At 61.0% G+C, this 13,826-nt stretch carries 12 protein-coding genes; 6 read left to right on the top strand and 6 right to left on the bottom strand.

The window, feature by feature from the left end:
- Positions 1 to 40 precede the first annotated feature (40 nt).
- From phnC to BG841_RS02465, 6 genes are all read left to right on the top strand, one after another.
- Positions 41 to 844, top strand: a complete 804-nt coding sequence (gene phnC / locus BG841_RS02440) for a phosphonate ABC transporter ATP-binding protein (RefSeq protein ID WP_070056200.1) — start codon at positions 41 to 43, stop codon at positions 842 to 844.
- Positions 841 to 1,632 carry a phosphonate ABC transporter, permease protein PhnE gene (gene phnE, locus BG841_RS02445; RefSeq protein WP_070056201.1) on the top strand — a complete coding sequence of 264 codons (792 nt, stop codon included), beginning with the start codon at positions 841 to 843 and terminating at the stop codon, positions 1,630 to 1,632. Before phnC ends, phnE (BG841_RS02445) begins: the two co-directional genes overlap by 4 nt.
- Positions 1,626 to 2,435: a phosphonate ABC transporter, permease protein PhnE gene (gene phnE / locus BG841_RS02450; RefSeq protein ID WP_070056202.1), complete on the top strand. Its 810-nt coding sequence runs from the start codon at positions 1,626 to 1,628 to the stop codon at positions 2,433 to 2,435. Before phnE (BG841_RS02445) ends, phnE (BG841_RS02450) begins: the two co-directional genes overlap by 7 nt.
- Before the next feature lie 66 nt (positions 2,436 to 2,501).
- Entirely contained in the window at positions 2,502 to 3,311 is an 810-nt protein-coding gene (locus BG841_RS02455) for an HAD-IIB family hydrolase (protein ID WP_070056203.1), read from the top strand.
- 36 nt (positions 3,312 to 3,347) lie between these two features.
- Complete coding sequence (locus tag BG841_RS02460) at positions 3,348 to 4,121, top strand: DeoR/GlpR family DNA-binding transcription regulator (protein WP_070056204.1); 774 nt, start codon at positions 3,348 to 3,350, stop codon at positions 4,119 to 4,121.
- Between the two features lie 175 nt (positions 4,122 to 4,296).
- Positions 4,297 to 6,027 (top strand): PHB depolymerase family esterase, encoded by a 1,731-nt coding sequence (locus tag BG841_RS02465; RefSeq protein ID WP_070056205.1) that lies wholly within the window; start codon positions 4,297 to 4,299, stop codon positions 6,025 to 6,027.
- 83 nt (positions 6,028 to 6,110) lie between these two features.
- Here the strand turns inward: BG841_RS02465 and purU are convergent, their stop codons facing one another.
- From purU to BG841_RS02495, 6 genes are all read right to left on the bottom strand, one after another.
- A complete protein-coding gene (gene purU / locus BG841_RS02470) occupies positions 6,111 to 6,977 on the bottom strand; it encodes a formyltetrahydrofolate deformylase (RefSeq protein ID WP_070056206.1) in 867 nt (288 codons plus the stop codon).
- A gap of 73 nt (positions 6,978 to 7,050) precedes the next feature.
- A complete protein-coding gene (locus BG841_RS02475; protein WP_070058652.1) occupies positions 7,051 to 7,665 on the bottom strand; it encodes a sarcosine oxidase subunit gamma in 615 nt (204 codons plus the stop codon).
- 46 nt (positions 7,666 to 7,711) lie between these two features.
- Positions 7,712 to 10,741 carry a sarcosine oxidase subunit alpha gene (locus tag BG841_RS02480; protein ID WP_070056207.1) on the bottom strand — a complete coding sequence of 1,010 codons (3,030 nt, stop codon included), beginning with the start codon at positions 10,739 to 10,741 and terminating at the stop codon, positions 7,712 to 7,714.
- A 10-nt stretch (positions 10,742 to 10,751) separates the two neighbouring features.
- Positions 10,752 to 11,045 carry a sarcosine oxidase subunit delta family protein gene (locus BG841_RS02485; protein WP_070056208.1) on the bottom strand — a complete coding sequence of 98 codons (294 nt, stop codon included), beginning with the start codon at positions 11,043 to 11,045 and terminating at the stop codon, positions 10,752 to 10,754.
- A 16-nt stretch (positions 11,046 to 11,061) separates the two neighbouring features.
- Positions 11,062 to 12,315 carry a sarcosine oxidase subunit beta family protein gene (locus BG841_RS02490; RefSeq protein ID WP_070056209.1) on the bottom strand — a complete coding sequence of 418 codons (1,254 nt, stop codon included), beginning with the start codon at positions 12,313 to 12,315 and terminating at the stop codon, positions 11,062 to 11,064.
- A 56-nt stretch (positions 12,316 to 12,371) separates the two neighbouring features.
- Positions 12,372 to 13,754, bottom strand: coding sequence for an L-serine ammonia-lyase (locus BG841_RS02495; protein WP_070056210.1), 1,383 nt, complete (start codon positions 13,752 to 13,754; stop codon positions 12,372 to 12,374).
- Positions 13,755 to 13,826: the final 72 nt, after the last annotated feature.

Genomic DNA, 13,826 nt, shown 5'->3' on the forward strand with positions numbered 1-13,826 from the left:
CTCCGCCTGAAGGGTGGAGGCTCCATCGGGAGCGATTTACATGTTAGAGATTACCAACCTCGTTAAGCAATACGGGCAGAACGATCCGGTGCTCAAAGGCCTTGATCTGACGGTCGATGGCAGCAGTGTGGTTGCCATTGTCGGTGCTTCAGGGGCGGGGAAAAGCACCCTGCTGCGTTGCATTAACCGGTTGGTCGAGCCGACTTCGGGTTCGATCAAATTAAACGGCCACGAGTTGGTCAATCTGCGCGGCGGCGAACTGCGCCAGGCGCGCCGCCGCATCGGCATGGTGTTTCAGGGGTTCAACCTGATCGACCGGTTGACGGTCATGGAGAATGTGCTCTCCGGACGTCTGGGGTACGTGTCGCTGTTTCAGGCCATGACCCGTCGTTTCCCGCAGGCGGACATCGACCGTGCGTTCGGCCTGATGGAGCGGGTGGGTATTGGCCACTACGCCGATAAACGTGCCGATCAGCTGTCCGGAGGCGAGCGCCAGCGGGTGGCTGTGGTACGTGCCCTGATGCAGGAACCGGAAATTCTGCTGGCGGATGAACCCACCGCTTCGCTGGACCCGAAAACGTCGCAGCAGATCATGAGTCTGTTGCAAAGCCTGGCCAGTGAGATGTCATTGCCGGTGCTGATCAACATTCACAACGTCACCCAGGCACGGATGTACACCGACCGGATTGTCGGTATGCGCCACGGCCAGATGATATTTGACGGTGAACCCAAAGATTTCAATCAGGACGCGCTCGATGCCATCTACGGGGGTATCGAATCACCGGAAGAAGGTGGTGCAGATGCGCACCCGCAGGCTTCACCGGCCCAGGAGTCTACGGCATGAAACCCGCCAGAACCTGGAAGAAGCCCCCGTTCATCGCCAACCCCTGGGTACGCTATGGCTTGGTCGCCGTCATCCTGGCGTACCTCTATTGGGCATTCTCAACCCTGCCCTTCGACTGGCAACGGATTTCTGAAGGCCTGCCCCGCGCCGCGAAAATTTTCGGCGGCGCCTTCCCTCCCAGTTTCGAACGGGCCGGGCTGTTGTGGTCGGGATTCAAAGAAAGTTTCCAGATTGCGTTCCTAGCCACCCTGCTGGGGGTGTGCCTGTCGGTGCCCATCGCGGTAATGGCCGCCCGAAATGTGGCGCCGTTGCCGGTGTACCTGGTGGGTCGCACCATCATCATTGTATCCCGCAGCTTTCACCCGGTGATCGTGGCCATCCTTTTTGTCGCAGCGGTCGGGTTTGGTCCGGTCGCGGGTATCCTCACCCTGACCCTTTACTCCATCGGGTTTGTGGCCAAATTGCTGGCTGAAGAAATCGAAGAAATCGACTGGGGCCAGGTGGAGGCCATGCGCTCGGTGGGGGCCGGCTACATGAAAATGCTGGTCTACGGGGTGTTCCCGCAGATCATGCCACGGCAGATAGGGCTGTCCATGTACCAGCTGGACAGCAACCTCCGCGCTTCGGCGGTGGTCGGTATTGTCGGTGCGGGTGGCATCGGCGGCACGCTTATGAACGCCTTCGGGCGGTATGACTACGATTTCGCCTTTGCCATTCTGCTGATGATCATTGCGATCATTCTGGTCAGTGAGGGGTTGAGCGGATGGGTGAGGAAAAAGATATGGTAGATCACGCTGAAAAACTGACCGGTCGCGTCTGGTCACGCTACGACCGCAAAGAACAGTGGACCCGCTACGGGGTCTACCTGGTCACTCTGATGGCTATTGTGTGGGCGGTGCGTGACATCGATATTTTCTGGCCCTGGGTGTGGGATGCCCCCAATCAGATCCAGAGTCTGGGTGCCCGCATGTGGCCACCGGAATTCAGCGCGTGGCAGGCAATTTTCAACGCCATGCTGGAAACCGTCCATATCGCCACCCTGTCCACCATGTTGACGATATTCATTGCCCTGCCGGTGTCCTACATCGCCGCGCAAAACACCACGCCCAACCGGGCCACACTGTGGATTGGCCGGTTCATCCTGGTCTCCAGCCGCTCGGTGAACACCATCATCTGGGCGCTGCTGTTCGTGGCCATTTTTGGCCCCGGTGTGTTGGCGGGTATTCTGGCGGTGATGTTCCGCTCCATCGGTTTCATTGGCAAACTGATGGGCGAGGCGATCGAGGAAATCGACCGCCGCCCGGTGGAAGCTATGGAAGCCACAGGCGCCAGCAAGCTGAAGGTGGTGCTTTACGCGATTGTGCCCCAGGTGATGCCGGCCTTTTTTGCCATCATCATTCTGCGCTGGGACATCAACATCCGCGAATCCACCGTTCTCGGTCTGGTAGGAGCCGGTGGTATCGGCGTGTTGCTGCAGGGCTCTATCGACATGTTCGCCTGGCAGACCGTTGCCACCATTTTGCTGGCCATTGTGGTGCTGGTCATTCTGGGCGAGGCACTGACCAGCGCCCTTCGCAAAAAAGTCATTTGACTCCGCCCGATGCACTGCCGTGCCCGGGCAGTGCATCGCTCACGCTGTAACTGGACAAGCAACGCTATGAGCAACCCTATTGAGTTTGGTGACGCTGACATCCTGTTCACCGATGTGGACGATACGCTGACCACCGACGGCCAGCTGCTGCCCGAGACCTATCTGGCGCTATGCCAGCTGGCGGCGGCGGGCATTCGCATCATTCCGGTGACCGGAGGCTGCGCCGGCTGGTGTGACCAGATCATCCGCACCTGGCCGGTGACCGCCGTCATTGGTGAAGGTGGCGCGTTTTACGCAGAACGCACCGCGCCCCAGACCATTCGCTGGCATTTCTGGGACGACGAAGCGACGCACCGTCGTGACCAGCAGAACATCCTGGCGGCGGTGGCCGCGCTGAAACTGGATTTTGAACCCCGGCTCGCCACCGATCAGCCGTTTCGGTTTGTGGACGTGGCGGTGGACTACAACCAGCAACAAGCGCTGACTCCGGCACAGGTGGCCAGCGTTCACGAGGCGCTGGTGGCGCAGGGGTTCAATGTTCGGCAGAGTTCAATCCATCTCAACATCTGGCTGGGCGATTTCGACAAATCCACCATGGCGCTGCGCGTCGGCCGCGAGCTGCTGGGGCTGGATCACCCGGAATTGCAGCGGCGTTCAGTGTTTATTGGCGATGCCCCCAACGACGAGAGCATGTTTCGCAACTTTCCGAGGAGTATCGGGGTCGCCAACATTCGCAAACACCTTGCCGTTATGACTTACCGGCCGCAAACCATCGTCAGCCAGCGTTCGGGGCTGGGGTTTGTGGAAATGGCGGACGCCTGGTTGCAACAGCGCGCCGGGTCCGCGCAGGGGCAGGCCGACACCCGTCTTGCATGATATCAACCGGAGTTCACTGATCGGGTATTGGGTCTGATGGGTGCCAAAGAGCGGCAGCGCAGCATTCTGGAATGGGTGTACGAGCAAGAGCATGTCGAGGTAGAAGACATCGCCCAGCGCTTCGGTGTCACCACCCAAACCATTCGTCGTGACATCAACAAGCTGTGCGAGCAGGGCTTGTTGCGGCGACGCTACGGCGGCGTCAGCCTGCCGCCCAGCACCGCCGTCCGACCTCAGGACGACCACCAGATCCGCAACCGGAAAGCCAAACTACTGATGGCCAGGCGTGTTGCAGCCCGCATTCCCGAAGGGGCTACCGTCAGTCTGGGTGTGGGTTCCACCATTGAACTGGTGGCACAGGCACTGAGCCATCATCGCTCACTGCGCATTCTGACCAACAATCTGCGGGTGGCTGCGGCACTCTCTGGCAATGCCGGCCTCGAACTGATCGTGTCCGGGGGTCAGTACCGACACAACCACCACGATGTGGTCGGCCCGGAAGTCACCAGTTTTTTCAGTTCCTTCACCACCGATTTCGGCGTCATCAGTACCGGCAGCATGGATGAGCGCAAGGGTCTGATGGATTATGACGTGCGCGAGGCCGAAGTCAGTCGGGCAATCATCGCCAATACCCGGACCCGCCTGCTGGTGGCTGATCACAGCAAATGGACGCTGAGCGCTAATTGCAAGGTCGCCTCGTTCCGGTACGTTGACCGCTTTTACACCGACGTCCTGCCCGGCCCGCAACGGGGCAAGCTGCCTGACTCGGTCGAAATCATCGAATGTGGCCAGATCACTTCCGCCTCATAACCCCTCCAGCCTGAGCCTGCCCTGTCCGTATGTGAGGACACGCTGTCCGCCAATCCGGTCACTTCATCCCAACAACGCAGCAGCATCCCCCCACCCATCAACCGGTTAAGAATTGGCACGCTATTTTCTTGGGTTTGCTCACCGGACAACCAATCCAATAACAGGAGCTTGCCCCATGTCCCGATCAGCCCCCTTGTGGCGCCCGGGCGCTGCCTTGGTGATGTGTTTGTGGGCCGTGTGCCTGCTTACCCCCGCAGGGCCCGCCGCAGCCGGCCAGACTTACACTTACCAATTGCCCCAGCAATCCTACCACCAGTCCCGCAATCGGGATTACGCAGTGTACGTGCCGGACAGCCTGCCATCCCCCGCCCCCATGGTGATGGCGCTGCACGGCTGCAAGCAGAGCAACAACGACGTCCTGAACGACTGGGGGCTGACCGCCGCCGCCGACGCGTATGGTTTCATTCTGGTGGCGCCGTTCATTACCGGTTACGACGGCATGCGCAACGAGAACTGCTGGGGCTTCTGGTTCGACCACCATCGTCACCAAGGCGCGGGTGAAGTGGAAGACCTCCATCAGATCGGGCTCGCCGTGGAGGCACAATTCGCCATCGATCCCAACCGGCGCTTCATCACCGGCCTGTCGTCCGGCGGCGCCATGGCTGTGGCCGCAGCGGTTGCCCACAACGAGTATTGGGCGGCGGCGGCCGCCGCTGCCGGCCTGCCCTACGGCGAGGATGCGGCCTCAGTGTCCTTGTCGGGCCAGTGCCCCGGCAACGCTTCCTTCCACAGTGTGGCGCGAGTGGTTGCCGACATGGAAAACGAACTGGACAACAGCTACCCAATTCCCATGATGGTGTTGCAGAATGAAAATGATTGTACGGTGCTGAAAACCGCCGCCGATAACATCCGGGATGCCCACCTGCGGGTGTTCGGGGAGCCGGATCATAACACCACCGGCAAGGCGTATGCGTCAACCAGAGCCTGCACCCCCTATCATCAGCACAATTACCATTGCGAGCACAGTCTGTACACCCGGGACGGCACGGTGGACAGCCGCTCGGTGGTCGAAACCGTTTATCTGGACGGCCCCCTCACCACCCCCAACACCCAGGACACCGATCACGGTCATTACTGGGTCGGTGGTGCCAAGGGTAACAACGGCAAGTGGTCGGTAAGGGCGGGTCCCAGTTTCCCCGACATCATCTGGGACTTTTTTGACCGTCACAGCCGCGACGGTGCCGCCCCCGAAGGGGTTCCGATCATCACCCTGACCGGCGACAATCCCATGCAGGTGGCTCTCGACAGCCCCTTTACCGACCCCGGAGCCACAGCCAACGATGCGGAAGACGGCGCCATCATGGTCACGGCCGACTGCAGTGCAGTGGACACCTCGGCCACGGGCACTTACTACTGCGTGTATACGGCCACGGATAGCGACAGCAACACCACCAGCAAACGCCGCGAGGTGGTGGTGTACGACCCCGGTGCGCCTGGCGAAACCTGCGCCCAGGCGACCAGCTCGCCCTACGCTCATATCTACGCCAACCGGGCCTACGCAGGGGGCGCTTACAATTACCGCAGCTTTGCCAATGGCGACGACGTCGACATCGGGGCGTCCTACGACACCTGGAGCAGCGTGATCTTGTATGAGGGCGAACCGGGGCTTTGGTACAGCAGCGAACCCGCCGCCTGTGGCAGCGATGGGGGCGGCGAGCCACCCCTCTGCCAGGACTGGCACGACACCAATCTGAATCACGACACCGCCGGGCGGGCGTATTACGCCGGCGGGTATTACTCCACTGGAGGGAACGATTACCTGGGCGCCGTATCGGGGGTCTACACCTGGGTCAACCAAACGGCCGACGGGGTCTTCCACGCCGGTCAATGCAACCCGAAACAGTGAGCGGTTGACGGCCGCCCCGCTCTGCCCTGGTTGCCCGTATCGGCCCGCACACTGCGGCGAATACGGGCACGCCTAAAACTGCTTCAGTCGGCAAATACCACGGTCCGGTCGCCGTGCAGGAACACCCGTTTTTCAATGTGGTAACGCACCGCCCGCGTGAGGGTGAGCGACTCGATATGCTGCCCCTTGGCGACCAGATCTTCCGGGTAGTGGCTGTGATCCACCGCCTGTACCCCCTGGGTGATAATAGGCCCTTCGTCCAGATCGCTGTTCACATAATGGGCGGTCGCGCCGACCAGCTTGACCCCTTTGGACCAGGCCTGATGGTAGGGCTTCGCCCCCTTGAAGCCGGGAAGCAGGGAATGGTGAATGTTGATCGCCCGGCCACTGAGCTTCTCGCACAGGTCGTTTGACAGCACCTGCATGTAACGGGCCAGCACCACCAACTCACAATCGTACTCCTGTATCAGCTCCCAGACCTGGCGCTCCTGTTCCGCCTTGGTTTCCGGGGTAATGGGCAGGTGGTGATAGGGAATACCGTGCCAACGGGCCAGTTCGCCCAGATCCGGGTGGTTGGACATGATGACCGGTATCTCGATCGCCAGTTTGCCGGTACGGTAATGATAGAGTAGGTCATTGAGGCAGTGATCGTATTTGGACACCATGATCGCCACCCGGGACCGGTGCTGGGCCGAGGTCAGCTGCCAGCTCATATCGAACGCCTCGGCCCGGGGGGCGAAATCCGTGGAGAAGCGTTCGGGACAAAAGTCCTCACTGAGCGGGAAAAATTCGACCCGGATGCTGAAATGATTCATGTCCTGGTCGTCGAAGGAGTGAATTTCGCCCACATAGTTGGCGGTCTTGGCAAGAAAGCGGGTCACCACGTCGACCGTTCCCAACCGGCTGGGGCAATTGGCCGTGAGGATCCAGTGATTGTCTTTATGCCTCATGATCTCTCTCCGGGTAGCTTGGGCATTGGTTGACAGACCGGTTACCCCGGTCCGCAAACCGGGGCGACCGGGTTCAGGCGGTCACGGTCAGACCGTATTCAGCGCTGGCATCCTGCAGCCACAGCCAGACGTAGTCAGCGAAGCTGCGGCGGACCACCAACTCCCACTCCTGCTGGCCGGTGCGGCGGATCACCGCCTGGGTCTTGGCGAAGGTGGTGGTGACCACCTTGCCCACCGGAAAGTTACGGTCCCGCAGATCGTACCCGGTGCTCTTCTTCAGCACATTGACGGCGTCTTGGCCGGCCAGCACCAGCACGGTCTGGCCACCGGAAACGTTGGCGATCGAAAAATGCCCCGCCATGACCTCACGCAGTTGTTTTTCCAGGCTAAAGGCTTGTTTGCCGGGCACAATCAGCAGCCATTCATCGGGCGAGATCCAGCGCACCGAGGCGTCGCCTGCGGCAGCGCTCTCCAGCGCACCGGGCAACGCCATACCCATCACTTGGGCGAAGCCCTGGACGAAGGATTCGTTCTGCAACGAACCCCGCAACACCAGATGCCCCAACAATGCCTGTTCCTGCAGGCGCACACCGCCCTCCCGGGATCCCTGCTCGGCCAGGGACGCCAGGTCCGCGTGACAGAGCGGGCTCTCGGGTCGTGGGCCCTCAGTCTCTGGCAGTTGGTCCATCAGTGCGTAAACGGGGATTAATGTTTGTTGCTCTGCCAACATTTGCTCAGACATTTTGGCGCTCTCCTTTAGGGTCCAGAAAGATCGGACTGCAGATTTCGGCTTCAATAACGCTGCCATCAGGCTGCGGGTAGTACACGGTTTCGCCCATGCGATCGTGACCGCCGCGGATGAATCCCATCGCAATGCTGTGCCCCAGACAGGCGCTGTAGTAACTGGAGGTCACGTGTCCCAGCATGGGGACGGGAGCCGCCTGATTGGGGTTCTCCACGGCGTGGGCACCCTCGGGAATCACCACCTCAGGGTCCCTGGTTTTCAAACCGACCAGCTGCTTGCGATTCTCTTTGAGGCAATCCTCGCGGGCCATACCCCGTTTGCCGATGTAGCTGAACGGCTTGTTGTTGGCAACACACCAGCTCATGCCCAGATCGATCGGGGTGACCGAGCCATCGGTGTCCTGTCCGGCGATGATGAACCCTTTTTCGGCTCTCAGTATGTGCATGGTTTCAGTGCCGTAGGGCGTCAGGTTGTACTTGGCGCCCACCTCAAACACTCGTTCCCAGACATACATGCCGTAGTTGGCCTGGACGTTGACTTCGAAGGACAGTTCGCCGGTAAAGGAGATCCGGAACACCCGGGCCGGCACCCCCGCGACGGTGCCCTCCTTCCAGTCCATGAACTTGAAGCTGTCGCCGCTGAGGTCGATATCATCGGTCAGCTCCGCCAACAACTTGCGGCTGTTCGGCCCGGAGATGGTCATGGTTGCCCACTGATCGGTCACGGTGTTGAAGTAAACCTCCAGTTCGGGCCATTCGGTCTGGTGATACAGCTCCAGCCATTCCAGCACCCCCGCCGCGCCCCCCGTGGTGGTGGTCATAATGAAGTGGTTTTCGGCCAGGCAGGCGGTTACCCCGTCGTCGAAAACCATGCCGTCTTCGCCACACATCAGGCCGTAACGGCATTTGCCCACCGCCAGCTTGGCCCAGGCGTTGCTGTACACCCGCCCCAGAAACTCGCGCGCGTCCCTGCCCTGTATATCGATCTTGCCCAGGGTTGAGGCGTCCAGTATGCCGGCGCTGGTGCGCACTGCCTGGCATTCGCGGTTCAAACTGTCCTGCATCGACTCGCCCGGCTTCGGGAAGTACCAGGGCCGTTTCCACTGGCCGACGTCCTCAAATTTGGCGCCCTGTGCCAGATGCCAGCGGTGCATCGCGGTATAGCGTTTGGGGTCGTACAGCTCTTTGCAATGACGCCCCGCAATGGCTCCAAAGGTGATCGGGGTGTAGTTCGGCCGGAAAATCGTGGTACCCGTTTCCGGGATGGTCTTGTTCAACGACTTGGCCGCAATCGCCATGCCATTGATATTCCCCAGCTTGCCCTGATCAGTACCGAAGCCCATCGCGGTATAGCGTTTGACGTGCTCAATCGACTCGTACCCTTCCCGGGTGGCAACCTCGATTCCGGCGGCGGTCACGTCGGTCTGATAATCGACAAACTGTTTCGGTGCGCGGCTGGTGGGCTTGGTGTGCGGCACATGGAACAGGGTCATGACCGGGCCGGCAGCGGTTTCGGTCACCGTCGGCACGGGGATCTGGCCGGCAATCTGTTCTCCGAAACCGGCGTTGGTGGCCGCCAACATGCCTTGCTGGATACCTTCTTCAAGACAGGCGCGCAAGGTGTAGCTGCCGTGGACAGCGCCCGCCGTAAGCTGCCGTTGCACGGTTTTACCGGGCACGAACGCCTGAATGTCCTCCCGCCATTCGGGCCGGCTGCCGGTATGACAGGCCAGATGCACCGCCGGACTCCAGCCACCGGCGCTGGCGACCGTGTCGCAGGCCAACTGCTGCACGTTGCCGGTGACCCGGTCGCCGGCGGCGTCGATAGACGCGACGAGCACCCCGGAGACCCGTTTGCTGCCTTTGACTTCGATTACCGCTGAGCCCTTGATTACCTTGAGCCCGCGCTGCTGCGCCTGAGCCACGCAGGCACCGGTGGGCTCGGCGCGGGTATCAACGATCGCAACCACCTTGCGGCCGGCATCCTGCCAGTCAAACGCTGCGGTGTAGCCCTGATCGTTGGTGGTCATCAGGACCAGCTCGTTGCCGGGGACCACCGCATAGCGTTTGATGTAGGTCGACACGGCCGAGGCCAGCATGCAACCGGGCACGTCGTTGTTGGCGTATACCAGCGGACGCTCAATGGCGCCGGTCGCCAGTACTACCCAGCCGGCACGGATCCGGTGCATCCGCTGACGCACCTGCCCCCGGGGGGCCAGATCGGCCAGATGGTCGGTACGGCGCTCATGGATGGTCACAAAATTGTGATCGTGGTAGCCGTTGACCGTCGACCGCGGCAACAGCATCACGTTGTCCATGGTTTGCAACTCGGCAACCACCGCGGCCACCCATTCGGTAGCCGGCGCGTCATTGATCAGTTCGTTGCTGTGCAACAGCATGCCGCCAAATTCGGCCTGTTCGTCGGCGAGAATCACCTGGGCACCCGCCCGGCCGGCCGCCAGGGCCGCGGAGAGGCCGGCCGGTCCGCCACCGACCACCACCACATCGGCGTGATGGTTCATGTGGTCGTAAATGTCCGGGTCATTCTCGGTCGGTGACCGGCCAATCCCGGCGGCCTTGCGGATAAACTTCTCGTAGGTATCCCACAGCGACTGGGGGTACATGAAGGTCTTGTAATAAAACCCCGGTGGCATCATGCGTCCGCCGACCTTGCCAATGTAGCTCATCAAATCGTTGTCGGTGCTGGGCCAGCCGTTCGTCGACGCGGCCACAAGGCCGTCAAACAGTTCCTGCTGGGTTGCCCGCACGTTGGGCACCTGGGTGGCTTCAGTCGCGCCCAGTTGCAGCACCGCGTTGGGTTCGTCGGCGCCCGCCGCCACAATGCCGCGGGGACGGCTGTATTTGAAGCTGCGGGCCACGACGTCCACCCCGTTTGCCAGCAGCGCCGACGCCAGAGTATCCCCTTCGAAGCCACTGTAAGTGGTGCCGTTATACTTGAACGTTACCGGCCGGTTGCGATCGAGTCGTCCGCCGGACGGGAGACGATTGGTTTGTGTCATTGTGTTCGCCTCACTGAGCCTGAGTTGCTGTAATACGGGGCTCGGCCTCGATTTTGTACGTCTCTTTGATCTCGTAGTTCTGGGTGTCGCGGGTGATATTGAAAAACTTGCGACACCCGGCCGCATGGACCCACAGTTCGTGATGCAAACCGCGTGGGTTGTCCCGGAAATAAAGGTACTCGCCCCACTCTTTGTCGCTGCAGCTCTCGGGATCCCGGGGCCGGGCAATGTGGGCCTGGCCTTTGGCGTGAAACTCTTCTTCTTCGCGATGCTCTTCACAGTAAGGACAGTAGATAGAAAACATCGGCTTCCTCCTTCAGTTAGTGGGCCACGCCTGCGGCGCCGTGTTCGTCGATAAGCGCTCCGTCGTGGAACCGGAACATCGAAAATGGCCTGGCCAGCTCGTGGGCTTCGCCCTTGGCCAGGGTGGCGGCGAATACATGGCCCGACCCCGGGGTGGCCTTGAACCCACCGGTACCCCAACCGCAGTTGAAGAACAGATTCTCCACCGGCGTGTCAGAAATGATCGGGCAAGCGTCGGGACAGGTGTCCACAATGCCTCCCCATTGACGGTTCATGCGCACCCGGCTGAAGATCGGAAAGAGCTCAACTATGGCCTGGATGGTGTGCTCGATGGTGCCGTAGGAACCCCGCTGGCCGTAGCCGTTGTACCCGTCGATCCCTGCACCGATAACCAGATCCCCTTTGTCCGACTGGGACACGTACCCGTGAACGTGGTTGGACATCACCACCGTGTCGAGGATCGGTTTGATCGGCTCGGACACCAGTGCCTGCAGCGGATGGGACTCCAGGGGCAGATTGAAGCCTGCCATTTTCGCCAGCACACTGGAGTTACCTGCCACTACACAGCCGATGCGATCGGCCTTGATGGTACCGTGCTGTCTGGTCTCCACACCGACGGCGGCACCGTCTTCAGTGAGGATATCCACCACCTCGCACTGCTGGATCAGGTCGACCCCCAATTGGTCGGCGGCACGGGCATAGCCCCAGGCCACTGCGTCATGGCGGGCCACACCGGCGCGAGGCTGCCAGGAGGCTCCCAATACCGGATACCGGGTGTTGGGCGAACAATCCATGATGGGGACGATGTCGGCAACCTGCTGGGTGTCCAGCACTTCGCTGTCAATTCCGTTCAGGCGGTTGGCGCTCACACGGCGCTGTATATCCCGCATGTCCTGCAGGGTATGCCCCAGATTCAGCACGCCGCGCTGGGAGAACATGACGTTGTAGTTCAGGTCTTGCGACAGGCCTTCCCACAGTTTCATCGCATGCTCGTAAAGGTGGGAAGATTCATCCCACAGGTAGTTGGAGCGCACAATGGTGGTATTACGGGCCGTGTTACCGCCCCCCAGGTAGCCTTTTTCGACGACTGCAATGTTGGTGATGTGGTGCTCTTTGGCCAGATAGTAGGCGGTTGCCAGACCGTGTCCGCCCCCACCGACGATCACCACGTCGTATTTTTTCTTGGGCGTGGGGTTGCGCCAGGCCCGCTGCCAGTTCTCGTGATAACTCAGGGCGTGTTTCAACAGCCCGAAACCTGAATACTTCTCCATTGGTTCACCCTCTTTGGTTCATGCCCGCGACAGGTCGCTGACTCCGGCAGGGCCGGTCAACATTCGATGATGTTGACCGCCAGCCCACCCCGTGATGTTTCTTTGTATTTGTCCAACATGTCGCGGCCGGTTTCCCGCATGGTGGCAATCACTTTATCCAGTGATACGTAGTGCTGGCCGTTGCCGCGCAGTGCCAGCGTGGCGGCGTTGATCGCTTTAACCGAGGCCATGGCGTTGCGTTCGATGCAGGGTATCTGCACCAGGCCGCCAATGGGGTCGCAGGTCAGCCCGAGATTGTGTTCCATGCCAATCTCCGCGGCGTTGCCGACCTGATCGGGGGTGCCACCGGTCACTGCGGCCAGCCCCGCCGCCGCCATGGCGCAGGCGGACCCCACCTCCCCCTGACAGCCCACTTCGGCGCCGGAGATGGACGCGTTCTTCTTGAACAGGATGCCGATCGCCGCTGCGGTGAGCAGGAACCGGATGACCCCCTCTTCGTTGGAGTTGGGGCAAAAATGGATGTAATAGTGCAGTACCGCCGGGATGATGCCGGCGGCACCATTGGTGGGTGCGGTGACGATGCGCCCACCGGCCGCATTCTCCTCATTTACCGCCAGTGCGTAGAGGTTGACCCAGTCCATGGCTCCCAGGGACGGGGTGATCATGTCCATCCGGGTGCGGTTCTGGAGGTCGCGGTACAGGGCCGGCGCACGGCGTTTGACCTTGAGCCCGCCCGGCAGGATCCCTTCATTCCGGGTGCCGTTGCGCACACAGTCTTTCATCGCGTCCCACAGGGTCAGAATGCCTTCACGAACCGCCTCTTCACTGCGCCAGACACACTCGTTGGCCAACATGACGTCGGCAATCGACAGCCCGGATTCCCGGCAGATCGCAAGTAGCTCATCGCCACTGCGAAAGGGATAGGGCAGCTCGGTGGTGTCCTCCACAATCCGGTCGGCCCCGGCCGCCGCTTCATCCACCACAAAGCCCCCCCCCACCGAGTAGTACACGCGCTGGCACACCACTTCACCAAACGAATCGTACGCGGTGAAACTCATGCCATTGGCGTGATACGGCAGCGACTCCTTGCGGTGGTATATCAGGTCCCGGCGTTCGTCGAACTCGATCCCGTGCTGCCCGGCCAGCAACAACTGCCGATTGCTGACAATGTCCTTGAAGCGGGGCGGCAGAACGGTCGGATCGATCTCCTCTGGCAGATGGCCTTCCAGTCCCAGCAAGACCGCGGGCCCGGAACCATGCCCCTTACCGGTGGCCCCCAGGGAACCGTAGAGTTGCGTTTCGACCCGCGCCACCCGCGGCAGCAAACCGTCGTGCGCGAGAGTGGTAGCAAAAATGTGGGCGGCTTTCATGGGCCCGACCGTGTGGGAACTGGACGGCCCGATCCCGATCTTCAGCATATCGAACAAGCTGATTGCCATGTCGACACCTCCTGACTGACCGCGCGGGTATTGGCACCGCGCGCGGCCTTTTTTTGTTATTGAAAGGAGCCC

Origin of the sequence: Marinobacter sp. X15-166B, assembly GCF_001752365.1 — a bacterium.
In the GTDB taxonomy this organism is placed as follows: Bacteria; Pseudomonadota; Gammaproteobacteria; order Pseudomonadales; family Oleiphilaceae; genus Marinobacter.